Origin of the sequence: Pseudomonas sp. UBA4617, from assembly GCF_002386445.1 — a bacterium.
In the GTDB taxonomy this organism is placed as follows: domain Bacteria; phylum Pseudomonadota; class Gammaproteobacteria; order Pseudomonadales; family Pseudomonadaceae; genus Aquipseudomonas.
The window spans coordinates 13545-40266 of sequence record NZ_DGIR01000012.1; the positions used below are offsets into that span (position 1 = coordinate 13545).

The 26722-nt window shown below is 59.7% G+C and carries 24 protein-coding genes, 1 tRNA gene and 1 pseudogene; 6 read left to right on the top strand and 20 right to left on the bottom strand.

From position 1 onward, the window contains the following. Positions 1–21: 21 nt before the first annotated feature. Both B4L76_RS03975 and B4L76_RS03980 read right to left on the bottom strand, forming a co-directional pair. The gene (locus tag B4L76_RS03975) at positions 22–1401 is read right to left on the bottom strand and encodes a nucleobase:cation symporter-2 family protein (RefSeq protein WP_296230664.1); all 1380 of its coding nucleotides are present in this window, start codon (positions 1399–1401) and stop codon (positions 22–24) included. A gap of 156 nt (positions 1402–1557) precedes the next feature. Beyond that, positions 1558–2229: a Bax inhibitor-1/YccA family protein gene (locus tag B4L76_RS03980; protein WP_296230666.1), complete on the bottom strand. Its 672-nt coding sequence runs from the start codon at positions 2227–2229 to the stop codon at positions 1558–1560. 290 nt (positions 2230–2519) lie between these two features. Here B4L76_RS03980 and B4L76_RS03985 point away from each other — a divergent pair. The 3 genes from B4L76_RS03985 to B4L76_RS03995 all read left to right on the top strand — a co-directional run bounded on the left by B4L76_RS03985 (position 2520) and on the right by B4L76_RS03995 (position 4462). Further along, a tRNA-Ser gene (locus tag B4L76_RS03985) sits at positions 2520–2609 on the top strand. A gap of 32 nt (positions 2610–2641) precedes the next feature. Next, positions 2642–3337: a hypothetical protein gene (locus B4L76_RS03990; protein WP_296230668.1), complete on the top strand. Its 696-nt coding sequence runs from the start codon at positions 2642–2644 to the stop codon at positions 3335–3337. A 123-nt stretch (positions 3338–3460) separates the two neighbouring features. Continuing rightward, entirely contained in the window at positions 3461–4462 is a 1002-nt protein-coding gene (locus B4L76_RS03995) for a hypothetical protein (protein WP_296230670.1), read from the top strand. Positions 4463–4835: 373 nt separating this feature from the next. On the opposite strand, the gene B4L76_RS04000 is transcribed toward B4L76_RS03995, so the two are convergent. Together B4L76_RS04000 and B4L76_RS04005 are read right to left on the bottom strand one after the other, a co-directional pair. Continuing rightward, positions 4836–4988 (bottom strand): hypothetical protein, encoded by a 153-nt coding sequence (locus B4L76_RS04000; RefSeq protein WP_296230672.1) that lies wholly within the window; start codon positions 4986–4988, stop codon positions 4836–4838. A 1579-nt stretch (positions 4989–6567) separates the two neighbouring features. Next, positions 6568–8613 carry a hypothetical protein gene (locus B4L76_RS04005; RefSeq protein WP_296230674.1) on the bottom strand — a complete coding sequence of 682 codons (2046 nt, stop codon included), beginning with the start codon at positions 8611–8613 and terminating at the stop codon, positions 6568–6570. Positions 8614–9075: 462 nt separating this feature from the next. Between B4L76_RS04005 and B4L76_RS04010 the strand changes: the two are divergent. Continuing rightward, positions 9076–9195: pseudogene (locus B4L76_RS04010) on the top strand (phage major tail tube protein); the annotation flags it as partial. A gap of 312 nt (positions 9196–9507) precedes the next feature. Here B4L76_RS04010 and B4L76_RS04015 read toward each other — a convergent pair. The 7 genes from B4L76_RS04015 to B4L76_RS04045 all read right to left on the bottom strand — a co-directional run bounded on the left by B4L76_RS04015 (position 9508) and on the right by B4L76_RS04045 (position 17442). Continuing rightward, on the bottom strand, positions 9508–11730 hold the full coding sequence (locus B4L76_RS04015) for a GMC family oxidoreductase (protein WP_296230676.1): 2223 nt from the start codon (positions 11728–11730) through the stop codon (positions 9508–9510). After that, the gene (locus tag B4L76_RS04020; RefSeq protein ID WP_296230678.1) at positions 11727–12218 is read right to left on the bottom strand and encodes a sorbitol dehydrogenase; all 492 of its coding nucleotides are present in this window, start codon (positions 12216–12218) and stop codon (positions 11727–11729) included. Before B4L76_RS04020 ends, B4L76_RS04015 begins: the two co-directional genes overlap by 4 nt. Before the next feature lie 4 nt (positions 12219–12222). After that, entirely contained in the window at positions 12223–13563 is a 1341-nt protein-coding gene (locus tag B4L76_RS04025) for a cytochrome C (RefSeq protein ID WP_296230679.1), read from the bottom strand. Between the two features lie 208 nt (positions 13564–13771). Continuing rightward, positions 13772–13957 carry a hypothetical protein gene (locus B4L76_RS04030; RefSeq protein WP_296230680.1) on the bottom strand — a complete coding sequence of 62 codons (186 nt, stop codon included), beginning with the start codon at positions 13955–13957 and terminating at the stop codon, positions 13772–13774. 291 nt (positions 13958–14248) lie between these two features. Beyond that, positions 14249–15292, bottom strand: coding sequence for an alpha/beta fold hydrolase (locus tag B4L76_RS04035; protein WP_296230681.1), 1044 nt, complete (start codon positions 15290–15292; stop codon positions 14249–14251). Between the two features lie 146 nt (positions 15293–15438). Beyond that, a complete protein-coding gene (locus B4L76_RS04040) occupies positions 15439–16017 on the bottom strand; it encodes a cysteine hydrolase family protein (protein WP_296230682.1) in 579 nt (192 codons plus the stop codon). A 519-nt stretch (positions 16018–16536) separates the two neighbouring features. Further along, a complete protein-coding gene (locus B4L76_RS04045; protein WP_296230683.1) occupies positions 16537–17442 on the bottom strand; it encodes a LysR family transcriptional regulator in 906 nt (301 codons plus the stop codon). A 98-nt stretch (positions 17443–17540) separates the two neighbouring features. Here B4L76_RS04045 and B4L76_RS04050 point away from each other — a divergent pair, with 98 nt between their 5' ends. Further along, entirely contained in the window at positions 17541–18302 is a 762-nt protein-coding gene (locus tag B4L76_RS04050) for a sulfite exporter TauE/SafE family protein (RefSeq protein WP_296230684.1), read from the top strand. Position 18303: 1 nt separating this feature from the next. On the opposite strand, the gene B4L76_RS04055 is transcribed toward B4L76_RS04050, so the two are convergent. From B4L76_RS04055 to B4L76_RS04075, 5 genes are all read right to left on the bottom strand, one after another. Further along, complete coding sequence (locus B4L76_RS04055) at positions 18304–19728, bottom strand: GGDEF domain-containing protein (protein WP_296230804.1); 1425 nt, start codon at positions 19726–19728, stop codon at positions 18304–18306. Positions 19729–19868: 140 nt separating this feature from the next. Further along, complete coding sequence (locus B4L76_RS04060; RefSeq protein ID WP_296230686.1) at positions 19869–21698, bottom strand: SLC13 family permease; 1830 nt, start codon at positions 21696–21698, stop codon at positions 19869–19871. 138 nt (positions 21699–21836) lie between these two features. Then, on the bottom strand, positions 21837–22220 hold the full coding sequence (locus B4L76_RS04065; RefSeq protein WP_296230689.1) for a glycine zipper domain-containing protein: 384 nt from the start codon (positions 22218–22220) through the stop codon (positions 21837–21839). 72 nt (positions 22221–22292) lie between these two features. Continuing rightward, on the bottom strand, positions 22293–22484 hold the full coding sequence (locus B4L76_RS04070) for a hypothetical protein (protein WP_186687162.1): 192 nt from the start codon (positions 22482–22484) through the stop codon (positions 22293–22295). Between the two features lie 133 nt (positions 22485–22617). Continuing rightward, positions 22618–22908 (bottom strand): RcnB family protein, encoded by a 291-nt coding sequence (locus B4L76_RS04075; protein ID WP_296230692.1) that lies wholly within the window; start codon positions 22906–22908, stop codon positions 22618–22620. A 113-nt stretch (positions 22909–23021) separates the two neighbouring features. On the opposite strand from B4L76_RS04075, the gene B4L76_RS04080 reads away from it, so the two are divergent. Next, positions 23022–23372 carry a hypothetical protein gene (locus B4L76_RS04080; protein ID WP_296230693.1) on the top strand — a complete coding sequence of 117 codons (351 nt, stop codon included), beginning with the start codon at positions 23022–23024 and terminating at the stop codon, positions 23370–23372. A 145-nt stretch (positions 23373–23517) separates the two neighbouring features. Here the strand turns inward: B4L76_RS04080 and B4L76_RS04085 are convergent, their stop codons facing one another. The 4 genes from B4L76_RS04085 to B4L76_RS04100 all read right to left on the bottom strand — a co-directional run bounded on the left by B4L76_RS04085 (position 23518) and on the right by B4L76_RS04100 (position 26710). Beyond that, a complete protein-coding gene (locus B4L76_RS04085; protein ID WP_296230694.1) occupies positions 23518–24285 on the bottom strand; it encodes an SDR family oxidoreductase in 768 nt (255 codons plus the stop codon). 35 nt (positions 24286–24320) lie between these two features. Next, positions 24321–25388 carry a phosphotransferase family protein gene (locus tag B4L76_RS04090; protein ID WP_296230695.1) on the bottom strand — a complete coding sequence of 356 codons (1068 nt, stop codon included), beginning with the start codon at positions 25386–25388 and terminating at the stop codon, positions 24321–24323. 237 nt (positions 25389–25625) lie between these two features. After that, positions 25626–25943, bottom strand: a complete 318-nt coding sequence (locus tag B4L76_RS04095) for an SCP2 sterol-binding domain-containing protein (RefSeq protein WP_186687057.1) — start codon at positions 25941–25943, stop codon at positions 25626–25628. 56 nt (positions 25944–25999) lie between these two features. Beyond that, positions 26000–26710 carry a histidine phosphatase family protein gene (locus tag B4L76_RS04100; RefSeq protein WP_296230698.1) on the bottom strand — a complete coding sequence of 237 codons (711 nt, stop codon included), beginning with the start codon at positions 26708–26710 and terminating at the stop codon, positions 26000–26002. Positions 26711–26722 lie beyond the last annotated feature (12 nt).

The window sequence follows — 26722 nt, forward strand, 5'->3', positions numbered from 1 at the left end:
CGTGCAAGGCTTGGGAGAAACTCAAACCTGTTCCTTGCTCTCCGGCAGGAACCAGTTCAGCACCAGCGCACAGATACCTCCGGTCGCCACACCCGACTCCAGCACGTTGCGAATCGCTGCCGGCATGTGTGCCAGGAACTCCGGCACCTGCGCCACACCCAGGCCCAGCGCCAGCGACACCGCGATGATCAGCAGGGCGCGACGATCCAGCCGGGTACTGGCCAGGATATTGATGCCCGAAGCGGCAACTGCGCCGAACATGACCATGGCCGCGCCACCCAGCACCGGCTCCGGTACCGCCTGGATGACCCCGGCAACGCTCGGGAACAGGCCCAGCAGCACCAGCATTGCAGCGATCCAGATTCCGATATGGCGGCTGGCGATACCGGTCAACTGGATCACCCCATTGTTCTGCGCAAAGATCGAGCTCGGGAAGGTGTTGAAGAACCCGGCCAGCAGCGAGTTGGCCCCATTGACCAGCACGCCGCCCTTGATCCGCTGCATCCATACCGGCCCTTCGACCGGCTGGCGCGACACCTTGCTGGTGGCAGTGACGTCGCCGATGGCTTCCAGCGAAGTCACCAGGTAGATCACCAGCATCGGAATGAACAGCGCCCAGGAGAAGCCCAGGCCGAAGTGCAGCGGTGTCGGTACCTGGAACAGTGCGGCCTGATGCATGCCGGTGAAGTCGAGGCGGCCCAGGTAGCCGGCCAGCGCATAGCCGACCGCAAGGGCGATGACGATCGCGCAACTGCGCATCCATACCACCGGGATGCGGTTGAGGACGACGATGATCGTCAGCACCACGCCCGACAGCAGCAGGTTCTCACCATTGGCGAACGTACCGTTGGCCATGGCGCCGAAACCACCCCCCATGCTGATCAGGCCGACCTTGATCAGGGTCAGGCCGATCATCAGCACGACAATGCCGGTCACCAGCGGCGTGATCAGCCGTTTGACGAAGGGCAGGATGCGCGACACGCCCATCTCGACGAACGAGCCGGCGATGACTACACCAAAGATTGCCGCCATGACACTTTCCACCGGCGTGCCTTGCTTGACCATCAGCGCGCCACCGGCAATCAGCGGGCCGACGAAGTTGAAGCTGGTACCCTGGACGATCAGCAGCCCGGCACCGAACGGCCCGAAGCGCTTGCACTGGACGAAGGTGGCGATGCCGGAAATCACCAGCGACATCGATACGATCAGGTTGGTATCCCGCGCGGAAACGCCCAGCGCCTGGCAAATCAGCAGGCCAGGGGTGACGATTGGCACTATGATCGCCAGCAGGTGTTGCAGCGCTGCCAGCAGGCCAATCAGCGGCCGTGGCCTGTCTTCCAGGCCAAGCACCAGTTCATTGGCAGGCGCCGCTGCGCCTGGGCTGTGTTCGTGTGAGCTCATGGCTGAAAGCTGCCCCGGAGAAAAAAGGAGCGCATTCTACGGGTGATGATGGGTTTGGGGTAGTGGCAGGCACAATGGCGGCATGATCGAAGCGCAGCCCGCAACTCGCTCCCACAAAAAAGCCCGCCGAAGCGGGCTATTTCAGGCAGCACTCAATCAGTCATCGCGACCCATGATGCCAAACAGTTGCAGCAGGCTGACGAACAGGTTGTAGATCGATACATACAGGCTGATAGTTGCCATGATGTAGTTGCGCTCGCCACCGTGAATGATCGCGCTGGTCTGGAACAGGATGCAGACCGACGAGAACAGCACGAAGCCGGCGCTGATCGCCAGTTGCAGGCCGCTGATCTGGAAGAAGAAGCTCGCCACCACAGCTCCCAGCAGAACGAAGAAGCCTGCAGTGATGAAGCCGCTGAGGAAGCTCATGTCCTTGCGGGTGATCAGCACATAGGCCGACAGGCCACCGAACACCAGTGCGGTCATCGCAAATGCCGAGCTGACCACTTCGGCGCCACCGGCCATGCCCAGGTAACGGTTGAGGATAGGGCCGAGAATGAAGCCCATGAAACCGGTGAGGGCGAAGGTGGACACCAGGCCCCAGGCCGAATTGCGCAATTTGTTGGTGAGGAAGAACAGCCCGTAGAAGCCGATCAGCACCACGAACACGTTCGGGTAGCCGACGCGCATCTGCTGGGCCACGAAGGCCATGACACCGCTGAAGGCGAGGGTAAGCGCCAGCAGGCTGTACGTGTTGCGCAGGACCTTGCTGATCTCCTGCTGCTCGACCTGCTGGCCGCTGTGTACGGCGTAATCCTGTTCGCGCATGGCGACACTCCTTGATGAACCTGTGGTTTTGAACGTTCAGATGCCTGGAGTCTATCAGAGCCGCCGCAACCCGCGACACAGAGAGTTTGACAGCTTGTTTCATTACGGTATGATGGCGGCCGCAAAACGAGCTGGAAGCGTGGCCGAGTGGTTTAAGGCAACGGTCTTGAAAGCTGGTGGTCCCTCTGTCTGGGGTCGCAAGAAAGCTGTGCAAAATCAAAGCTTTAGCGTGGTTTGCTAGCATCCTCCGGGGGCATCGTTTAGCAGATTCTTAGCACGTCAAAGAATTTGGGGAATTGGCAGAGTGGTTGAATGCACCGGTCTTGAAAACCGGCGAACGTGAGAGCGTTCCCAGGGTTCGAATCCCTGGTTCCCCGCCAAACACTTCAAGAAGAAGCACGCAGGGACGGACGTGAGAAAAATTTCTCCTGATGCTGTTAGGGATGACTTTCGGCAGCAGTTGGCTGACCTGACGACATTTCACAATACAGGTTTCAGCGCCTTCACTAGCGAAACTGACCAGTCCACTCTGACCGAGCACAGCTTGCTTGCAGCTGCGGTCACTTGGGAGGGCTTTGTCAGTGATATGTTCATCGCATACATCAATCGCGATGCAACTCGCTTCAAGCAGCATTTGCAGGACTCATTCGACACTCATCTCGGTACGTCATCCACACCGAAGCGGGTGTTCGATACGTTCGGCTCGCTCTCCTTTCCGGATCATTTGAAGAAGGCAGACGTGATTGCCCTTGCGAATAGCATGGGAAACAACATCACATTCTCGAACTTCGATTTGCTTGAGCAGAAAGCGGGCATTTGGCTGATTGCTGCCCATGCGACGAGATTCTCTGGCCTAACCGCCCAGCAGAAAGCGGTCGTAAATTCGGTCATCGCGCTACGCAACCACATCGCCCATCGCAGCCAACGCTCGCTCGATGCGATGAATGAGGTATTGGCCCGAGGTGTCCTTCATCCGACTGGCATTAAGCGTCTCGACAACCGTTTCCACAACGTAGGCGCTTGGCTGAAATCCACACCTGTTGGCCACAACCAGACGCGGTTTGCCATTATCATTAATACTCTTGATGGTATTGGGGCGACATTTTAATCCCAGATCAGATATTTTTCCGGCGTATATCGCCTGCTGTTTTTTCACTCAGTGGTGATAAGCGTAAGGAATAGTAGGTGCGTATGACCACATGGCTTCGTCGCGCGGGAGTCTAGATACAGCATGAAGTGGAAAAATAGAAACCTTCGCGAGCTTGCCGACCTCATCTGTGGAAATAGTGATCTCAGCAAGCCGAACTATTTCCACTACCGGTCGAGTAGCTACCTGACAGAATTCTTCGAGGACTGCGATTTAGACTTCGTTCATGACGGCTCTACTCGCTGGGCGTGGGTAGCTAGCCGGCTTGAAGAAGTGCTTGCGTATCCACACCCTGGTCCTTCCGTTCCACCTGAGGCATTCATCCGAATCATTCGTGCGTTGCTCGACAAGGGCGAGGCACAAGAAGGCGATCCCGACAGAAGCAAGGCGCTTGCAGCGCTGAATGTTGTGCTGGCGCGTGAAGGCTGGGGGGCGTTCTACGACGAGCACGGTATTGGTCAGCTCCGCCATATTGCTACAAACACCGTTGCGCAGAAGGCGAACCCGCATCGCCCCATGACGCCTGCGGAGTTGGAGCGCAGAGACCAGCTCATCACCTATCTCAACAAGTGTTCTGAGGACAAACTGATTGAGGAGGTGCTGCTACCTCTGTTCCGTCAGCTAGGCTTTCACCGCATCACTGCGGCTGGCCACAAGGATAAGGCATTGGAGTACGGCAAAGACGTGTGGATGAAGTTCACACTGCCAACCCTCAATGTCCTCTACTTCGGCCTCCAGGCTAAGAAGGGGAAACTGGACTCGGCTGGCGTTAGCCGAGATGGTTCCGCCAATATCGCCGAGATCCACAATCAGGCAAATATGATGCTTGGGCATGAGATATTCGACCCAGAGTTGAATCGGCGCGTACTGGTTGACCACGCTTTCATCGTTGCGGGCGGCGAGATTACGAAGCAGGCGCGTAATTGGATTGGCAACAAGCTTGATGCAACCAAGCGCTCGCAAATTATGTTTATGGATAGAGACGACATTCTCAACCTATTCATCGTGACGAACTTGCCGCTGCCTAAAGGGGCATTACCTCAGGTGAAAGAGTTCGATCCCTTTGACGAAGATATACCATTCTGATGGATTGCTGCTCCCAATAAGCTAAATCGCGGCGCGTCACACTGGTATAATCACAGAGGCAACAATCATTTAGCAAGCATGCCCACCAAATTCAGGGTTTGGCGTTCCCGGTGTGGCAGTACAAACGCTGCTATTGCGCACGCACGGTGCTCGGTAATATCCTAACGACGATAGTGTGATGATCTCGGCAGCAGTGCTGGCCCCAAGCACGACAACGGGCAGCCGTGAATGCCCGCTGGAAGACAGCAACAAGAGCCTGTCTCGTTTACTCCATCCGATGGCTAGCAACGAAACCAGGGTTACCCGCACGCTAAGCCTTCCCCAGCTAATCCACTCCGCGAGTCCCCAGCGGAAAGCCACTTGATCAAGCAATTCATGACCACAGGCCATCTGTGTTGCACATGCGGCCTTCCGCGATAGCTAGAGTGAAGGTTTCGAGGATAAATCGCGTCTCTTCCTGCGCGTTATTCGAGCGCTCTAGCTTTTTCAGTCGCGCCAACATGCCTTTAGCGCTGCCGATGCTCATGTGGTTAGTCCTTCGACTTACTCAGAACTTCGGATTTTTCAACCGCCAAGCGCAGGTGGTACAAGCAAGCACCCTGCTCCTGTTTGAGTTCCATGATGTGGTTCTGGTGTATGCGCTGAAGAATTCTTATCATGTCATCCATGATCACTGTTCCTCTACTTTGACGACGTTGAGATCGTCACGGCTGCACATTGTGTGTAGCAGCCTGGCGGCGGCGCGGCGAACGAGTGGATCGGGGCAGTCTCGGATCACCTCATAGCAAGTGGCGACAATTTGGTCCCAATCGCGATAGCGGTCATGTTGCTCCTGCACGCGCTGATTCCCCAACTGCTCCTTTTTCTTTGCTATGTACGCTTGCAAGTCGGCCTGTCGTTGCCGGCGCATAGCCTCGAATCGTTCACCTGCTTTGCGCTATGGGTCCTGGGTGTAGATGATGGGCTTGTTCATTTCTGTGCCTACAGCGCCTCAAGGCGCGCTTCCAAGTGATCGACGGTGCGGATGCCTGCAACCGAGTGGATGTAATCAATGATCATCTTTCCTGTATCTGGATCGACTCGCCCCTCTGGTACTGCGATGAGCACCTGCTGTGCCTGCTCATGTAGGGGCTTGCCAGGATCAAGCTGAAACTCGACAGTGGCAGCGCGTGCTCGCAAAGGGGGTTGAGTCTCTGTACCCACAGGTTCATGGCTGTGGCGTCTCCTGCAAGCGCCGCCTCTTTGATCGCTCGCGCCAGTTCTGTGCCATCCTTTTGAAGTTCCTCAGCGAGCAAAGTTTTCCGGTTCTTCGCTCATTTCGGTCTTCCGTTCGGGTTTCCAGACTGTCCAGGCTGCCAAAGGTGTGTCCCTGCGGCTTCGGTGCAAAGTCTTGTGACGAGCCTGATGATTCAGCTTCTGACATTTTCAGTCTCTCGATATTTGTTTAACAACAGCAAATAACAGGTAGCGCTCGTTTATGGGAACTCCAGTGCAGCCACTGCCTTGTCATTACCTCGACGAAGCTCGCTAATCGTTGACCATGAAGCCCCCATAGCTTTCTCAACTTTCTTGAAAATTAATCCCGCCCTTTCTTCGAGAAGAGTTTTGGCGTTTGTCGCTGCTTTTAGCTTTATTGCATTTTCAGGGGGCTGTGCTCATGCTACATGCGGGTGTATACCTTTTGAAGGTTGGTATCGAGGCCGAAGAGATAGCCAGGTGCGCCCAGCGGTTGTGTGATCGCCTTCGCAGATCGCGGCTCTTAAAAATTGGTGGCGATCTTCGGTAGTTAGATCAAGAGCGAACTTCCGAATCTCACCCGAAATACCCACGCTAGCGCGAACCTCGAGTGGTTGTGAGAGTTCTTGCTCAAAGTGCGAGATTTAGCGGTTGTGAAGGGGCTGTTCTATGAGCTGGTGTGCGCCGACTGCAATGGTTCAGATTGGATTATTTAAGGGGCCAAGTTGGTGCTTCCGCTTGAGAAGCCAAAAAAATAATGTATCAACCCGTAATGTCGGCGACGACTAACGGATTCCAGAAATTAAAAGAGGTTAGGCCGCTTTTGGTGCGGCCTGGTTACTAGATAAAGAAAGGGGAAGGGTGGAAAATCAACAAACCGTGTGGAACGAGCTCACGACTTCATCGTGGTCAGAGGACTTTTCGATAGGAAAACTTTTTGCCTGTTCAAGCTTAGAATCGGCGGTGGTAAGTTTGCTATAAACTAGTCTCGAAAATTCTATAACCTCATTTTCAGAGCTCGTTCCTGGGAGTTGCGTGTTTTCGCTAGTGAAGTTCTCACTTTCCCCTTCAATGACAGGGGGTAGCAGTAAATATTTTGTGAGGTTTTCTTGTAGTTGCTCAAAAGATTCGTAAAGTCGATACACTGCAGTGTGTACGGTCTTCTGCTTTTCCGGGTCATAGTAGCTAATTATCGGGGAGGTGCTCTGTTTTAGGTAGTTCCCCAGAATTAATTCATCTACGACTGGTACTTCGTTGATTGGAAAGCCCGAAAATGTTTTGTTGTTGCTAATGACGATCGGGATGATTTTGTAATCCCTGGTGCTATCGTAGCTCCAGTGGATCTGGTTGAAGACTGAACCTAGATCGGATTGTATGAAGTTTGCTTTTCTTTTCGCCTGATTTGCACCGAATTCCAGCTTCTCATAAGCTCGGAAATGCGATCTCGGACTGTCACTTGTGAAAATGCTTTTCAATTCCCCTACTAAGATGACTGATCCTATTCTGACGAGCAAGTCAATTTCTTCTTTCTTTTCGTTCAAGGTCACAGTCGTGGAAATACATGGCGAATAGTCGGATATTAGTTTATTGCTTGGAATGATTGTATTTATTGACTTGCAAACTGCTTCCTCATGAGTTTTTCCTTTCTCCTTAATGTCGTCATTGCTAAAGCACTCAGCCAGCCAGTGCTCTAATACTCTCTGCATAATGGGCGATGATGCCGCGCCAAGGATGAATGAAAGTTTACCTTTGCGCGTTTCAATAATTGGATGAGACCAAAGGTCTTGTTTTGGCTCGCCAGAGAATGTTATAAAGTCTATTATCTGTCTTGTTTTTGAGTTGCTTAACTTTGTCGCTCTGGCAATTGCTTGTATCAAGCCTCGTCTGCTCACCTGTGCAAGATAGACGAGCATTTGATTTGCGCTGAATATGTCGATATCGTACTGAGTGTTTTTATGTGCAAATTGTTTTGATATTAGGCTTAATTGCTTTAACACCTCAAGAGCTTCTTTCAGGCAAAATTCCAAATGGCCTATATTTTTGCTTGTAAGTTCCTTGGGGAAGCTCTCCATTGCATCATGCATGCTTAAAAAAAGGCTGGCGTTCTCTGCTTGCAATTGCAAAGGTGCCTTTTCAATTGGTGTAATGATTAGGTTTGCTTCGCCTGATTTTTTAAAATCGATTTTTATGTAGTTGTACTTTCCATGAAAAAGACTTGTGGCGTCTGTCTGTGCAGTGGAGAGCGCGTGCCTAATTTGAAAGCGGCTTTTTCTTAGGTTGCTTACTTCAAGTGCAAGTTCCTTACTGGAGGGTTGCTGTTGAATCGATATCTTGTTTCCTTCTTTGCTATAAGAATAGTCTCCCCATACCAATGCTTGAAAGTACTGCTCATATGATGAGTAGAGGTTGGATAGTATGGCTTCATGTCGAATAAAGTCGACAGGTTTTATTTTTTTCTTGCCGGCTGCAATCTCCTTGCTGCCGTTTAGTTTATATAAACAAGCCCGTATAGCAGGTTGGACTCCATCGACAGCACCTACAGTTACCTCCTCGCCGGATAAAGGGTTGCCAGCGACGTTGTTATCTAACAGGAGACTGTGGATGCTAGCCCCATTAAATAGTCCTTCTTTTATTGCGTTAGACGCAATGGCGATATCGCGATTGGACACGCAGCAGTAAAGCTCAAGCATCCGGCTGAGATTTACTCCAGGGAATTTATCTTGATAAAGCTTTTCTATTTCAGATCTTATGTCGCCAAGCAGTTGGTTAAAGGTTATGCCGGCATCATATATGTGCCTCTCATCGTCATTCGCTACGTTTTCCCAAGCTTTAGCCCATTTATTTAGATCAAAACCTCGATCTGTTGGGCTCTTCAATTTTTGACTGCGCAGCAGGGTTCGAAACGAAGTGTTCATGCAATATCCTTAATGCAGTTCGAATTGGGGCCATTAGGAACCAGTATTTTTATACCTTTTGATGGTGATGTTCAAGTGCCATTACGGCACCTCGAAGAGTTACATGAGGGCGTGTCCAGCAGATGCCGCATACGATCCTAGCCATCCTAAAAATCTATTATTGGCTCCGAATTTGCATCGAAATGAGTACATCCTGCTACATTCACGTGCATTGCTGGATCACTTTTGGCAGAAAGCATTGCCTGTTACAGACAACAAGCAGAGCAGAAGAAGCGCCATCCTCAATAACTCAAAAAAATACTTTTCCGCACGGAATAGGTTGGATTTCATAGCAGCAAGTGTTGTATGAACGCAGTGCGACCCTATCAAGAACCGGCCATCGAGCCGGTTTTTTGTTTCCCTCTTAAAGCCCTGCCTTCGTGCAGGGCTTTTCGTTATCGGCCCTATGTCTGCTCCCAGTTTTCGCTGACCCTGCCGAAGCTGGCACTCAAGATGGAGGAGTTTCGACCGGGCGGCATTGATATGCTGATTGAGACGGACTTGGGCATGGAAAAGCTGGAACTCAGCTTCACGACTGTGGGATGTGGTTTTTTAACGCGGTCTTTAAAACCGTCGATGGGCAACTATCCTAGAGTTGAATTTCTACGCTTTCGCCATATAACTGCCTGATTCACTTGATGTTCACGGCTGCTTACCCGTTAAGCGTTTCGGGAACACCTGGAAATCGCAGGCAAGAGAAAGGGGCCCTCCGTGGCCCCTTTGTCGTTTCTTCAGCTCAGCCCGAGCGCCAGGTTCAACAACCCCACCACGTCCAGCCCTTGCTCGCTGGCTCACTTCGCGTAATGCGAAGGTCCTCGCCATCGACGTGTACCTGTGGGGTTGTGGTGACCGCGCCTACACCGACCCGAAACGCACTTCCACCGCCAGGCTGCCCAGGTTATCGCGCAGGCCAGCCCCGTAACGCCCGTCCAGGTCGTCATTGATGCACAGCTGCAGCTCGCCCTGCTGGCCACGCGGCAACTGTGCCTGGTTGCCGACCAGGAACGGCGCGCCGCTGTTACCGATACGCCCGATCAGAGCTCCTTCCGGTTGGCCCGGCAAGGTGTAGCCGGGCTTGGCGATGAGCCCAGGGTTGCCCGCCGCGCCAACCATTCCGGTGGCCGGGTTGGCTGTCCACTGCCCACCGGTGCACACTGCCAGTTGCCAGCTCTGCCCGTTGACCTGCACGCCGGTGCCCTGCCAGGCCTGGTTGGCCTGCACCTGCACGGTACGCTTGAGCAGGTCGCTGGCAACCACGTCGGCGGCCTGGAAGGTCAGCGCGGTGATGGTCAGGGTCGGGTTGGCGGTGCCGGTGGTGGGGAACACGCCGTCACCGACCAGGAACAGGTTGGGGTGGTCCCAACTGCGCTGGTCCTTGTTCACCACCGATTTGGTGCTGTCCGTGCCCATCCGATAAGTGCCCATCAGGTGGCCGGCGCCGAAGAACGGATAGTGCTGGCCGTCATACTCGAACACCGTCTGCGGCCCCGGGCCCACCTTGGGCGCGAAGTCGGTCAGTTCGGTGGCGCCCATCAGTTCGGTGATGATATGCGTGGCGGCCAGGCGCGCCTGCTTGAAACCCTCCTTGGTGTAGTTGGAGAAATCGTAGGTGATCTGCGGCCTGGGCAGGCCCAGGCCATCGGTGAACGTCTTCGACACTTCCACCCGGCAAATCGCCTTGTCCGGGTCTTGCTCCAGTTGCTCGACCAGGAAGCCCAGGCGGAACTGGCGGGTCAGCACACTGTTGAGCTGCTGCACCAGTGCCGTGCCGGACAACGCCTGCTGGCCGGGGTTGGCACCGCCGATGTTGGTGCCGTCGATGTAATCGCAGACCGTGGTGTACGGATCATTCGCCGACCAGTTCCAGCCCTCGTTGCCGATCTCGATACGCCAGGCGGCACGCTGGCTGCGGAACGCGCCGTCGCGCATGTCCTCGATCCCCGAGGTGGACAGCGGCCCGCGGAACGGGAACAGCGGCTTGCCTTCAGGCATCAGGCCCCAGGCCAGGTATACCGGGTGGTCGGACAGCCCCCGACCGACCTGGCCGCTGCTGTTGGCCACACCGTTCGGGCTGTGCGGGCCGACCGAGTTGAGCAGCAGTTTCGGCGTTTCGATCGCGTGGGCGGCGATCACGTAGCGTTTACCCTGGGCCAAGCCGTTCTGCCGCCTGCCGTCGTTCTGGTACTGGATGTACTCGATGCCGGTGACGCCGCTGGCATCGACCTGCACCTTGCTCGCCACACTCTGGTAAAGGATGCGCACATTGCCGGTATCCAGCGCCTTGGCCATGGTCACGGTGGCGTCATACTTGGCCTGGATCGGGCAGATCGGCGTGCAACTGGTGTTGCCGGCGCACACCCGGCGGCCGTTGTCGTTCTGCGAGTTGCGCCCGGCTGGTGTTTGCCGCACCTTGAGCGTGACACCCTGGTACTGGGTGCCATCGACGGCCTGGCCCAGGCCTTGGTCGACCAATGACGGAGGAATGCCGTGCATGCTGTATTTGTAGCCCGGCGGGAAGGTTACGCCGAGGTAGCTTTGCGACGCGACATCGGCGGATACGCCTATCTCCTCCTCGGCGCGACAATAGGCGGTTTGCAGGTCGTCGTAGCTGATCGGCCAGTCGACCCCAACCTGATACACGCTGCGCATGCGAAAGTCGTTGGGCAACAGGCGCAGGGCCGTGCCCATCCAGTGCCACATGGTGCCGCCGCCCACGCGTTCATAGGTGCTGGCGAACAGCAACGGTCCCTGCTGTACCAGGTAGCTCTTCTGCGCCTTGTTCGGGTCACTGCTGCCGGCGGTTATCAGGTCCTGGATGGTTGCCCGTGGGGCGAACTGCGTGGCCGGGGTCTGCTCGGTCTGCTCGGGGGGGTAGGGTGACTCGGGCGCCTTGAGCACGGCGGTGTAGAAGCGCTCCAGGTACTCGCTGCGGTTCGGCGGTATGGCCGGGCCAGACTCGAGCACCAACACTTTCAAGCCGGCCAGGCCCAACTGGTAGGCCATGACGCTGCCGGCCATACCGGCGCCCACCACGATCACATCGGCGGTTTCGATACTTTGGGTTTGTACGTTGCTCATGGCTGCTGCCCTTCCTTGGCGTCAACACCGGTGAACTGCTTGAGTGTGGGGGGCTGCTCGGCCCAGTAGCCGAAGTGGAACTGGCTGTAGCCCATGGGGTGGGACTGGGCGATCTTCCACGCCCAGCTTTGCTTGTAAGCCTGGTCGGAGACCACGCTGGTGTCACCCTTGTGTGCGCTGCCTTGGTCATACGGCTGGTACCAACTGCCGAGCAGCCACAGCTTCATGATCGAGCGCGCGCCTTGGGCGATCTGCGGGTCGGAATTGCCGAGTACGGCGCTGGCGATCTGTGCAGGGGGCTGGCCCTTGAGGCTGACGTACAGCTCCAGCAGGTTGCTGAACGCCGCGGTGCCCATGCCTTGCTGGGTAGTGGCGAAGAACAGCGGTGGCAGGTTGATCGGGTCGACGGCAGGCGCCAGCCGGTCGGCTGACAGGCCGGTGAGTACGGCGGACAATTCGATGAAGTTCTGCAGGTTCGGGTCGCTCATGGCATCACTCCTTGGCGCCAGTGGATTGGGCACGTTCAAGCAGGAAAGTGAAATCGGCGAAGCTGGTGCGCGGTGACTGGGTCACACGAGTGGTCGCGTTGTTGTGGCACTCCATGCAGCTGGATGACGCCTGCGGCGTGGTGCCCTGGTTGTAGGTTTCCAGCGTGGCGTTCGCCAGGAAATTCGGCGCAGGCGTGCCCAGCGGGTTGGTTGCCGAGGGTACCTGGCAGTCATCGGCGGGGTCGGTCGGCCACTGGGTGCTGATCAACTGGTAGTTGGCCCACACCGTGCCCTTGAGCGCGCCTTGCCATTGTGCGTTGAGCTGGTGGGTAGCGGCGGTGAGCGGAATTTCCCGCACGATCTGCGAAGGCGTGGCCTTCTTCGAGGGGTCCCACGGTGGTGCGGGCGGCTCGTTCACCGGGCGGTCGCTGGCCTGGGCGTCGTAGAACAGGTAGGGGCCTTTGCGCTCGCTGACCGGCGTGGTCTTTTCCGGCACGTTGCGCACGTGCTCGAAGCTCGACCATACCCACTGTGGGGCACTGCTGGTCTTGTGCACGATGTGCAGGCCGACCAGCCCGACCTTCTGCGCGCTGCACGACTCGGGAATCACCGCGCCCTTGTTCGGGTCGGCGTTGCCGGGGGTGTAGACCAGCGCGTCGACGGCGTGGAAATCCGCCGGGTTGTCACTGCCATCGAGCACTTTCCAGGCCGACTTGACCATGATCGCGCCGACCTGCTGGGTTTTTTGCGAGCCGCAGGCGAAGGCGATGCGGTTGTCGGCCTTGCCCAGGAACGCTTGCTGGCCTTCCTTGTTGTACAGGCCGTTGTTGACGATGTCATCGAACATTGGCTGGTTGACCATGATCGCGTTGCGCGTGTAGGTGCCGCTCTGGTCGACCAGCGGGCCGGTCTTGAACGGCTGGATGAACTCGTCGAGCACGCCGGCGACCTTGCCCATCTGCTGTAGCACGGGCAGGTCCCCCTGGCCTTGGCAGGCAGCGGGTAGCGGCGAGTCCTGGTTCCAGGCGACCGGCTTCTGGCCTTTGGGCCGGAAAATCTCGTAGCTTTCCTTCCACGACTCCCACACCGTCTGCCCCGGCGCGCCGATCTTCAGCGAAGTGTTGGCGCTGCCGTCGGCATTGGCAGGCCAGTTCAGGGCGACGAAGGTCTGCCACGAGAGCACGTCGAAATCGTGTTGCAGGTTGTCCAGGGTGAAGGGGGGCGTGGCGTTGACATCGAAGGGAATCGCCGGTGACAGCACCGGGGGGCTGGCCGCATCGGCCATGGCGAGCGCACTGGTGAAGCTTGCACCCAGGCACGCCAACCGTTTCAGGGTTATTTTCATTGTCGTCTCCTCAGCAGATAGAGCGTCGGGACGACGAGGCGGAGTGGCCCTTCCTGGACCCTATGTTTAGCGTTATCCCTGACGCTAGGCTGAAGGCTAGCCGTCGCGTCGGAACCCCCGGATATATCCGACCAACGGTTGGGATAAGGCGGTGGCGCACCTTGTCTAAGCGCGCCGGTGTGGCTACCTGCGAACCCTTTCGTAGCGTCTATTGCAAGGTCATCGGCTTCATGCCGTCCGGTAGCTTGCGCAATGTCTCTTCAAGCCGGGCAATCGTCTCTGCGAGTTCATCCGCTTCCTTGTCCTTGCCCTCCCTTCTCAGGCGATCACGCTCCAGGCGCAGGTTGAGGAGATTTTTCTGCAGTTTCAGGGCCGAGGCGTTGAACGGATCCATGCTTTTCTCACGCTGTGGGCGTCCGTGCCGTTGTAGGAAAACTGGACCCTAACAGCTCGAATTTGCGGGAGAAACTGATGTTTCATACAGGCAATGCTTGCTGACGCGAATCTTCCTACTCTGCCTGGAAAAACATCCTACAAGCCACGTTTCAAACCATGTCTTTCCGGCCCGTCTCAACGCGCGAGGTAGCTGGCCGCTGCCGTTTTTGCACGAGGCAGGCCAGCAACTGCGCTTCACTCCGGCCTGCCATGCTTTTGAAACGTTATGTAGCAATTGCAGAGGCCAGCACTACATATGATCCGCATCCACAACCGCCTGGGTGAACGCCTGCGGAGCCTCCTGGGGCAGGTTGTGGCCAATGCCGCCGCTGATCAGCCGGTACTCGTACTTGCCGGTGAAGCGCTGTGCATACGCTGAGGCTGGTGGATGCGGGGCGCCGTTGGCGTCACCCTCCAAGGCAATGGTCGGCACGCCGATGCTGGGGAAGCGGGCCAGCCTGGCTTCAAGCGGGTCGTAGCGTGTTTCGCCCTGTGCCAGCCCCAGCCGCCAACGGTAGTTGTGCACGGTGATCGCCACCTGGTCGGGGTTGTCCAGGGCCTTGGCGCTGCGCTCGAAGGTGGCGTCGTCGAAGGCCCACTTCGGGGAAGCGGTTTGCCAGATCAGTTTGGCGAAGGCATGGCGGTTCTGCTCATAGCCGGCCTGGCCGCGTGCGGTGGCGAAGTAATACTGGTACCACCATTGCAGTTCGGCACTGGGGGGCAGGGGGGCCTTGGCTGCTTCCTGGCTGCTGATCAGGTAACCGCTGACCGACACCAGCGCCTTGACCCGCTCGGGCCACAGTGCCGAGACGATATCGGCAGTGCGTGCGCCCCAATCGAAGCCGGCGAGCACGGCACGCTGGATGTGCAGCGCGTCCATGAACGCGATGACGTCGCTGGCCAGCGCCGCGGGCTGTGCATTGCGTGGGGTGGCGGCAGACAGGAAACGGGTCTGGCCATAGCCGCGAACGTAGGGCACCAACACCCGGTAGCCTTTGGCGGCGAGGGCAGGCGCGACATGTTCGAAGCTGTGGATGTCGTAGGGCCAGCCATGCAACAGGATCACCACCGGGCCGTCGGCTGGGCCCTGCTCGACATAGGCCACGTCGAGCACGCCGGCGTTGATATGTTTCAGCGGGCCGAAGTCATCCTTCACGCTGGCGGCTGGCTGGACCTCCTGTGGCGCAGCCGTGGCGATATTCACCGACATCAGGCCAAGCGGCAACAGGGCACAGGCAAGCAGCGTACGGCTGAAACGGTGTGGCAGGGCGGTGCTCGGGTGGCGGGCAGACATTGGGCATCTCCTTGACGAAACCATCGGTGCGGGTTGATGGGCCCAGTAGAGAGGATGGCTGTATCGGTGATGTGTCCGCTCGGCGTGCAGCCGCGTGGTTGTGTATCAGGGTTCGGTCTGTACACATTAAGCTACAAACCGCAGCGTCAGCCGCCGCCGGCAAGCGCGCTGTCAGCCAGTACCTGTTCCGTGCGCAAGATGCACGCATAATCCAGGGCCAGGTTAGCCAGCGAAAGGGCGTGCACGTCCTCTGCGGGCCACAGTCGGCCATGCAGGTCGTGCTGGTCGAAGGTGAAGCAGGCGTCTTCGACCACCACCGCATCGAAACCGAGGTTGCCCGCCGAGCGGGCAGTGGATTCCACGGAGTTGTTGGTAATGACCCCGGCGATGACCAGTTGGCTTATTCCGCGAGTGTGTAGCCAGCGCTCCAGGCCAGAGTTGGCGAAGGCATCGGGCACATGCTTGTCGAACACCGTTTCGCTCGCCAGTGGCCTGAACGCAGGCTGGAATTCGCAACCGGACTGCCCAGGCCAGAACACCGAATCCGGCGAGCGGGACAGGTGGCGTACATGCACCACCGGGCGCACCAGACGACGCCATGCAGCCAGCAACTCGCCGATGCGCAGTTCGGCTTCGGGATTGTTGCGCCGGCCCAGACGGGGGTGGTGGATGCCGGCCTGAAGGTCGATCAGCAGCAGGGCTGTGTTGTCGGTAAAAGCGGTCATGGCGGGTGGCACTCCCTGGCAGGTTCGAGCGGTTGACCCTAGCACAGCGTCGATGACTGGGCAGCCTGCGTGAACGCGCAGCCCAGCGAGGCCAGCTGGGTTGGTCATCTGATCCGCTTTTTTTCCACAAACCTGAATCTGTAACCGTATCAGTCCAGATCGGACAATAGGCCCATTCCCGCATCCACACTGTTGAGGTTCCGATGGGCAAGCTCGCGCTGTTCCTGGGTGGTTTTCTGCTGTTGACCCTGCTGATAGGTATTCTTGGCACCATCCCGCCAAGCTGAACTCGATTCCTGCACTTCCCACCTCTGCGCGGCCTGCCCGGTTTCCCGGCGGGCCGGCTGCCGTTCGTTTTGGCCGATTCACCCTGCCGATTTGTACGATAAGTCGTTCTTTACGCTGGGAAATCTGTCCACAAAAAACGTGGGTAGGTCTGTGGATAAAGTGCTGCAAGCCAAGCCTGCGGCGGGCTCTGTTAAATTGAGCAGAATTTGAACAGCCGTTCCCGGGGCGGTTTCAGCAGGCCATGCCGGCGCGGCGCAGGGCGCCGAGCAGGTCACGTACCCGCGCCGGTAGTTCGCCGGCGGGGTAGACGGCATGCATCTGCGGGTCCTGGCCGCTGCTGGAGGTCAGGCGATAATGCGGGCACACCCGCACCAGCCGCCCTGTCTTCACCTGTGCTTCGCCGACCCAGGCAGCCAGGCGAGCGATGCCCGCACCGGCCAGCGTGCTGTGGTACACCGCGTGGCCTGAGTCCAGGCGCAGCCTCGGTCTGGGGCGCAGGCTGGTGATCTGGCCGTCGCGACAGAAGTGCCAGGCTTTGAGGATCCGCGGCGCGGTGTGCAGGATCAGGGCGTGCCTCTGGAGGTCTTCGGGGTGCTGTGGCGTGCCGGCCAATGCCAGGTATGCCGGGCTTGCATACAGGTGGCGCTGGTAATCCCACAGCGGGTAGCCAATCAACTCGCTCGATTGCGGAAAGGCGCCGCGCACCACGAAGTCGAACTTGCCTTGCAGCGGGTCGACGGCGCCGTCGTTGTACTGCACATCCAGGGTGACCTGCGGGTGGCAGCGGGAAAACTCGGCCAGCACCTGTGGCAGCATATGTTCGCCCAGCAGTTGCGGTACGGCGAAGCGAATCCAGCCTTGCGCACTGCCGCTGAGCGCGGCCAGTTCGTCGGCGGCATCACGTTGCATATCCAGCAAGCGTTCGGCGTGTGGCAGCAGGCGCTCACCGGCTTCGGTCAGGCTCACGGCGCTGGCGTTGCGGTTGAGCAGCTTGCTGCCGGCGCTATCTTCAAGCGCCTGTACCGCACGAGTCACTGCGCTGGGCGAGCGCCCCAGGGCGCGGGCCGCAGCGACGAAACTGCGCTTGTGCGCGACACTGACGAACGCTTGTATCTCCCGCAGCATGTCCAGTGCCATTGCCGGCTCCTTGTTGCAGTTTTCGCAATGCGATATTTCACCACAAGTGCAGCACTTTGATTAGCCTTGCTGGCGTCTTCACTGCCTGGAACCGCATCATGATGGATATCGCTGTGCTTTCCGTGTTCGCCTTCGCCGCCGGGCTGATTGACGCCGCCGTCGGTGGCGGCGGGCTGATCCAGATTCCGGCCTTGTTCAACGTGTTGCCTACTGCGCAACCGGCGGCCCTGCTTGGTAGCAACAAGCTGGCTTCGGTATGCGGCACGGCCTTCGCGGCGCGTTCGTTCATCCACAAGGTGACGCTGGACTGGGGGTTGATCGTGCCGGCTGCGCTAAGCGCCTTTGTCATGTCGTTTGCCGGGGCTGCCACGGTGTCGCTGGTACCGCCCAGCGTGATGCGCCCGGCGGTGCTGGTACTGATCGTGCTGATGGCGATCTACACCTTCTGCAAGAAGGATTTCGGCACCTTGCACAAACCCGCGAAGATCGGCCGCAAGGAACAGTGCCTGGCAGTGCTGATCGGCGGCGCGATCGGCTTTTACGACGGCCTGTTCGGGCCGGGTACCGGCAGCTTCCTGATCTTCCTGTTCATCCGCTTTTTCGCGTTGGACTTCCTGCACGCCTCGGCGTCGGCAAAGGTCGTGAACATCGCCACCAACCTGGCGGCACTGGTGTTTTTCGTGCCCTCGGGGAACGTGCTGTACGCCATCGCCTTGCCCATGGCAGCGTGCAACATCCTTGGCGCGCTCACCGGCACCTGGCTGGCGGTGCGCAAGGGCGCGGGTTTTGTCCGCGGGCTGTTCCTGGTGTTGTTGTGCGTGCTGATCACCAAGTTGTCGTGGGACTTGCTCGCCGGCTAGTTCAGATTACCTGGCGCTGTGCCTCGGCCTGTTCCACGCGGTTGCGGCCATGGGCCTTGGCCTGGTACAGCGCCTGATCGGCGAGCGCCAGCAGCGCGTCCAGGCTGGGAGCCGGGGTGTCGGCGGCACAACCGGCCACGCCGATGCTCACGGTAATCTGCAGGGGCTGGTCGGCCTGCATCACCTGCAGGTCCTGCACGGCGCGGCGCAGGCGTTCGGCAGTGAACTTGGCCCGCTCGGGCGCCAGCCCCGGCACGACCACAACGAACTCTTCGCCACCCATGCGGGCGAGCAATTCACCTTCGTGCAACTGATCTTGCAGGGCAGCGGCGAACTGGCGCAGCACCTGGTCACCTATGGCGTGGCCGTGGACATCGTTGATCGCCTTGAAATGGTCGATGTCCAGCATCATCAGGGTCAACGGCAGCGCCTGGGCATGTTGCTGGCGGCTGTCCAGCAGGGCATTGGCGCGGCGGGTGAAGGCGCTGCGGGTGAGCACGCCGGTCAGGTGGTCGATGGTGGCCTGGTGCGCCAGGCGAGCCATGAGGCTGCGGTTGGCCTGGCTGACGCAGGCCACCACCAACGGCCCGAGCACCAGCATGGCGATGCCCAGTCGCGCCGACACCAGGGAGGTCACGCCCGGCTCGCTCTGCGGCACGATGAAATGCATGAGGTTTTGTGCCACGGCCACGATCAGTGTGCTGCCGGCAGTCAAGGTCAACAGCGCAACCAGAAAGGGTGAGTAGGTCCAGGCACACCACAGCAGCGCGGCAATCGGGAACGCGATGGCCCCGGGCCCACCGAAGGCAATGGCGAACGCCAGCGAGGCCAGCAGCACCAGCAGCGGCGCCAGGCGGATGGCCTCGGCGCCGCCGCGTAGCAGGGCGGGCGCCGAGGGCGCGGTGAGCAGCACTGGCAGCACCAGTACACTGGTCGAGAACTGTTCGCTGAACCAGGCCAGCCAGGTCGCCCGCAAGGATTGGTCGAACCAGGGGGCAGCCATCAGCGTGGCCATGCTGGCCGCTACCGCGGCGCCAGCGGCACTGGCGGCAAACATGCTGAGTACGCCGTGCGGGGTACGCATGCGCCGGTGCAGGCGCGGTAGGCGCGCAAGCAATTGCCACAGCGTGACGACCATGCCCAGGTTGCACAGGTTGAACCACAGCGCCGGTACCCAGGCGCTACCGCACAGCAGGTCGGCGCCCACCATGGCCAACCAGACCAGGGCGAAGCCGGCCAGGGTGGCCTGCCGGGGGAAACGCAGCAGCACCCCGGCCAGTACCGCATTGACCGGCCAGAACAACGACAGGGATTCGATCGGCCGGGCCAGGATACCGCCCACCGTCAGGGCAAAGGTCAGGGTGAGCAGAATGACGAGGTGCAACAAGCGCGATTGGGCTGGAAAAACCATGGGCTCGACCGGCAAAGCGGAAACGAAATCCAGGACAACGGCTGGACGCACCTGGGGCAATGACGCATCAGTGTGTTTCGTCAGGGGACTTGATGTCAATCTGCCCCCGATCGGGCTGGATGATGTCAAATGGCCGTCACCGCTTGCGACGCGCCTCACAGCCTGAAGAACCAAGGCACCATCAACACGGTCACCAGCATCACCAGCAGCGTGAACGGCACGCCGACCTTGACGAAATCGGCAAAGCGATATTGTCCAGGGCCCAGCACCAGCGTATTGACTGGCGAGGAAACCGGCGTCATGAACGCGGCCGAGGCGGCCAGCGCCACGGTCATGGCGAACGGGTAGGGTGACATGCCCAACTGCGCGGCGGTGCTGACGGCTACCGGGGCCATCAATACCGCAGTGGCGGTGTTGGAGATGAACAGGCCGATCAGCGCAGTGACCGCAAACAGGCAGGCCAGGATGGCGCCAGGGCCCGCACCGCCGAGTACGCTGACCAGCGCGCCCACGGCCAGGTCGATGCCGCCGGTTTTCTGCAGTGCCTGGGCAAAGGGCAGCATGCCGACGATCAGTACCAGGCTCTGCCAGTGGATGGCCCGGTAGGCGCTGTTCATGTCGATGCAGCGGCCTGCGCCCATCAGCAGGCAGCCGATCAGCGCGGCGATGACGTTGGGTACCGCGCCGCTGACCATCAGGCCGACCATCACTGCCAGGCTCAGCAGCGCCTGCGGTGCGCGCCTGCGGGCGGGCGCGACCAGGTCGATTTCCGCAGGCAGGCTCAGGACCAGAAAGTCCTTGGGCCGGCTTTGCAGCTGGCGCACCGCCTTCCACGGTCCGACTACCAGCAGGGTGTCGCCCAGGCGCAGCTTCTCTTCCACCAGTTGCGCCTCGATCGCTGCCTGCTCGCGGCGCAGGCCGACCACGTTGAGGTCGAAGCGCGTGCGGAAGGCCAGCTCGAGAATGCTCTTGCCGATCAGTTGCGAGCCTGGCGGTAGCGAGACCTCGGCCATGCCCAGCTCCTGGGACTGGTCAATGAAGTAGGCGGCCTTGAAGTGCAATGGCTCCAGTTGCATGGCCTGGCACAGGCTGCGCAGGTCGTCCCGGTTGGCAAACAGATCCAGCAGCAGCACGTCGCCCTGCTGCAGCACGGTGCCGGAGTCGGCGGCGATCACCCGGGTGGTGAACTTGTGCTGGCGTTCGATACCGATCACGTTGGCGCCATGCCGCGTACGCAGTTCCAGCTCGCCCAGGGTATGGCCTATCAATGGCGAGTGCGGGCGGATGCGCAGGCGCCGTTCACGGCCGCTGAGCTTGTAGTCCAGCACCAGGTCGAGCAAGGTGCGACGGCTTTCCACCCGGCCGTCCTTGCGCACCTCGCCATTCAGCCAATGCCGGGTCAGCAGCATGTAGCCGATGCCCAGCACCAGCACCACCAGGCCGAACGGGGTGAAGCTGAAGAAGCTGAAGCCCACTTCGCCATGGCGCACCAGCTCGCTGTGCACCACCACGTTGGGCGGCGTTGCCACCAGGCTGAGCATGCCGCTGATCAGGCCGGCGAAGGCCAGCGGCATCATCAGGCGGCTGGGCGAAAGCTGCAGGCGCGCGGCGATGCTCAGCACCACCGGAATGAAGATGGCCACCACGCCAGTGGAACTCATGATCGACCCCAGCCCCGCCACGGCCACCATCAGCAGCACCAGCAAACGAGCTTCGCTGTTGCCGGCACGCTCGCTCATCCACTCGCCGATGCGGTAGGCAATACCGGTGCGCACCAGGCCTTCACCGATTACGAACAGGGCGGCGATCAGCACTACGTTGGGGTCACTGAAGCCGGCCAGGGCCTGCTCCACGGTCAGGATGCCCGACAGTGGCAGGGCGAGTATCACCAATAGCGCGACCACATCCATGCGCGGGCGGTTGATGACGAACAGGACGATGACGATGGCCAGCAGGCCGAGGACCCAGAGCAGCTCTTGGTTCATGGGGAGGGGGTGTTCCTTCACACGGGGGCACGTTAGACAGTAGCAGGCAGTGTGCCGGATTGTGCTGAAGGAGATATTGATGTACTGCAGGGTCGGCAAAACAGAAGGGGCCGCATGGCGGCCCCTTGGTCACCGCGATCAGTGACGGTGACGGTGACGGCGGCCGCCATTGTCGCCCAGGTGGTTGCCAATGGCACCACCGGCCGCGCCGCCCAGGCCGGCACCCACGGTAGAACCGGTCTTGCCGCCCACCGCGCCGCCCAGCAGCGAACCGCCAGCCGAGCCCAGGCCACCGCCGATGGCAGCTTCGGTACGGTTGCCTTTGCGTGCGCCTACTGCACTGCCGGCTGCGCCGCCGAGGCCGGCACCAATGGCCGCCCCGGTGCGGCCGCCGATCTGTTGGCCGACAACGTTACCCAGGACACCACCCAGGCCACCGCCAATGGCGGCAGTACCGTCACCGGCGAAAGCGCCTTGGCACAGCAGCAGGCCAAAGGCAAGGGAAGGCAGAGTCAGACGCATGATACGAACCTCGAAGGAGTCATCAGGTAAAGGTGCCGCGCAATGGGCGGCGGGTCAGGGGAAAAAGACGCTTCAGCGGTAGTAGCGGTCACCGCGGTAATCACGGTCGTCATCATCGTCGTCATGGCGATCATGCCGATGGTGGTGACGGTGCTCATGGTCGCGGTCCCGCCAGCCATCGTCATCGTCATGGTAGCGATGGCTATGGCAGCCGGCGGTAAGCAGGACAACGGCGATCAGCGAAAGGCTTGCAAGACGGGGTATCACGATATAGGTCCTTGATCCGCAATGGTTTACGGCACCCCCCTGAGACTGAAAATGCTCCATTTGGTTTCGCTGGCAGGCAAAAAATAATTGCCGTGCCAGCGATGAGCTGCTTGGCCTGATGCGGGTAGGTTCAGCGTGCTGGCTGGATCGCCAGCACGACACCATTGGTGATCTGCACCAGCACGTAGTGGTCGCCCATGCGTACCCAATGGCTTTCCTTTTCCGGTGCCGGCAGGCCTTTGGCTTTCCAGTTCGTGAGCGCCTGGTCGTCGCGCTTGTACTGGTCAGGCGCCTTGTCGCCGACCTTGAGTTCGCGGTTGTGGGTTTCCGGGGCGGTGATGCTTTCTTCGCTGGACGGGGCGGCGCTAACGGCCAGGGGCAGGCAAGGCAGGGCGGCAAGAAGCAGGTAGTGCAGTTTCATGACGATTCCTCGTAACGACGTGTCTTAGCTGCGACAGCGGTTTGCGCCTGGCAATTCACTCGCGATGCCTGCCAATGCTAGAGTCGCCTTCTTTTTAACCCTGAGGATGGAACATGCGTGCGATTCTGCCGATGGCCGCGGCGCTGATGCTGGTGGGTTGTGCTTCTGCAACCATGGAAACGGCCCGCGACGGCAAGCCGACCGCGCAACTCGACTCGCACAAGGCGCCGCAACTGGTAGCCCAGTGCATCCAGTTCGGCTGGCAGGAGGAGAAGGTGTTCGGCGACGACGCCAGCGGTTACCTGGAACCGCGCGAGCAGGGCGGGTTCACGGTTTATACCCGTGAAGCCGAAGCGTTCGTGGATGTGTACCCGCAAGCCGGTGGGGCACGGGTGGATTTCTACGCGCAGAACAACGACGGCGTGGCCCTGCAGCGCCGTGCGGCGGCGGCGACCTGCCTGTAACGCGCCGAATGGCAGGCCGAAGGCACAACGCCCGTCCCTGTGGGAGCAGGCTCACCCGCTAATGCGACATTGGCCGTCCCGGCGCATTCGCGGGTGAACCCGCTCCCACAGGGGCCGCGCGAACCTTATGGCAGCAGAACCCTGATCAGGACAGATATCCCCCGTCGACATTGAGCGCCGTGCCGGTGGTGTAGCTGGAGGCATCGCTGGCCAGGTACAACACGGCGCCGGCCATCTCTTTAGGGTCGGCTACGCGTTTGAGCGGGATCTGCTGCAACGCGGCGTTGCGGATGGCGTCATTCTTCACCAGTGCCGAGGCGAACTTGGTGTCGGTAAGGCCCGGCAACAGGGCGTTGCAGCGGATGCCGAACGGCGCACATTCCTTGGCGAAGACCTTGGTCATGTTGATGACCGCCGCCTTGGTCACCGAATAGATGCCCTGGAACAGGCCCGGCGACACCCCGTTTATCGATGCGACGTTGATGATGCTGCCGCCGCCCTGCTCGCGCATCAGCTTGCCGGCCTCCACCGACATGAAGAAGTAGCCACGGATGTTGACGTCCACGGTCTTCTGGAATGCGCCCGGGTCGGTGTCCAGCACGTTGCAGAACTGCGGGTTGGTCGCCGCATTGTTGACCAGGATGTCCAGCCGACCGAACTGTTCGCGAATGCCGGCAAACACCTGCTGGATCTGCTCCAGTTCGCCAATGTGGCAAGCCACCGCCGTGGCCTTGCCACCGGCGGCGATGATGGCGTCGGCGACCTGCTGGCAGCCATCGAGCTTGCGGCTGGACACAATCACATGGGCGCCCTGTTGCGCCAGCAGATGGGCAATCGCTTCGCCGATGCCACGGCTGGCGCCGGAAACGAAGGCGATCTTGCCATCGAGGTCGAACAGGTGGGTCTTGGACATGCTGTTTTCCTTGTTATCCGTCGTCGAGGTCGGGCTCAGAGGCTGGACTTGGCAATGACCTGCAGGGTCATTTGCTCCAGCAGGCGGTTCATGTGAATGAACTGGGCGAAACGCTTGTCCTGGGTCTGGCCGTGGTAATAGCGGTAGTAGATCTGCTGGACGATGCCGGCCAGGCGGAACAGGCCATAGCAATAGTAGAAGTCAAAGTTGTCCAGGCGGATGCCGGCGCGCTCGGCGTAGTAGTCGACGAACTGGCGGCGGCTGAGCATGCCCGGCGCATTACTGGGCTGGCGGCGCATCAGTTGCACCGGCGCCGGGTCATCGGCCTCGATCCAGTAGGCCAGGCTGTTGCCCAGGTCCATCAGCGGGTCGCCGAGGGTGGCCATTTCCCAGTCCAGTACACCGATGATGCGCATGGGGTTTACGGCATCGAGGATCACGTTGTCGAAACGGTAGTCGTTGTGCACGATGGCCGGGCGTGGGTGGTCCGCAGGCATCTTTTCGTGCAGCCAGGCGGTCACCTGTTCCCAACGCGGGGCATCCGGGGTCAGGGCCTTTTCATAGCGGCTGGTCCAGCCTTCGATCTGGCGCTGTACATAGCCTTGCGGCTTGCCGAGGTCGGCAAGGCCGCAGGCGTTGTAGTCCACCTGGTGCAACTCTACCAGGCGGTCGATGAAGCTTTTGCACAGGGCCTCGGTGCGCGGGGCATCGAGGTCCAGTTCGGCCGGGATGTCCGAACGCAGGATGATGCCGTTGACCCGCTCCATGACATAGAACTCGCCGCCAATCAGGCTGCTGTCGGTGCAGTGCACGTAGGCCTTGGGGCAGTACGGGAAGCCGCTGTTCAACTGGTTGAGAATACGGAACTCGCGGCCCATGTCGTGGGCCGACTTGGCCTTTTGGCCAAACGGCGGGCGGCGCAGCACGAAGTCGCGGCCCGGGTAGCTGACCAGATAGGTAAGGTTGGAGGCGCCTCCGGGGAACTGGGTGATGCGCGGCAGGCCGTGCAGGCCGGGGATATTGGCCTTGAGGTAAGGGTCGATGACGGCTGCATCAAGTTCTTCGCCGGGGCGTACCTGGGTGGACTGGTCGGTGAGCGTCATGCGTTTTCCTTATTCTCGATCGCAAGGACTATTGGCTAATCTAATGCGCTGGTGAGGTTGGAACAAGCGTGCCAATTGCCAAATAGGTGCGGGTGTTGCTGCACGATCAACTGCCTTGATGAAAGCTGCGCTGATCGCCTTTGTGCGCTGCTACAGAAGCAAGCACAGCCTGGCGAGGGCAAAAAAAAACCGAAGCCATTCAGGCTTCGGTTTTCCATCAGGCGGTATCCCCAGCCCTCAGGACGGGAACAGCTCGCTGAGCTTCATCGACAGCATCATGTCGCCTTCGACGCGCAGCTTGCCGCTCATGAATGCCTGCATGCCGTCGGTTTCGCCGCTGACGATACCCTTCAGGGTTTCGCTGTCCATGACCAGCGTGCAGTTGGCATCCGGGTTTTCGCCTTCCTGCAGGTCGCAGGTGCCGTCCTTGACGATCAGCGCGTAGTGCTTGTCTTCGTCGGTGATGTTGAAGCCGAACACCAGGTCCAGGCCGGCGGCAGCGGATGGGTTGAACTTCTCTTGCATCTTTTTGACGGCATCAGCTACGGAGGTCATGGCGCATTCCTTATAGAGTGATTTACATGTCCCCGCAGGGACACAACAAGCCGGGCTCATCGATAGGTGACAAGCTCCGGCGCCTTCAACAGCTGCACATGGGCCTGGCTGTTGAAGGAAGCCAGTGCCACGTCGCGGCCGCGGAACTTCAGCTGGCTGAGCGACGTGTTGATGATCTGCCAGTTCAGCGCGAACGCCTGGCCGGGGGTAATGCAGGTAACCAGGTGGAGCAGGGCGGCAATGGTGCCGCCCGAGGTGAAGATGGCGATATTGTCACCGCCGCCGGCAGCATCGAGCACACGCTGCAGGCCACCTTGCACCCGGGCGGTGAAGGCCTGCCAGGTCTCCAGGCCATCGTCGGCATGCTCGCCCTCGTACCAGCGCTGCACCATCAGTGCGAACAGGCGCTGGAATTCGCTGCGATGCTGTGCGCCGTTACGCAGGATGTGCAGGGCGTCGGGTTCGTCCGGTAGCAGCCCGGGCAACAGGGCGCGGATCACGCCGTCGGCGTCGAACTCATTGAACGCTGCGTCGGTCTCAACAGCCGGCACCGGGCAACCGCTGGCATGCAAGGCTGCCAATGCCAGGCGCGCGGTATCCTGCTGGCGGCGCAGGTCGCCGGCCACGCAGCGGTCCAGGCGCAGGCCGAGCTGGGCCAGGTGTTCGCCCAGGGCCTGACTTTGGCGCACACCCACGGGTGAGAGGACGTCGTAGTCTTTGGCGCCGAAGGAGGCTTGGCCATGTCGGATCAGGTAGAGGTTGCCCACGAAAGGTTCCGG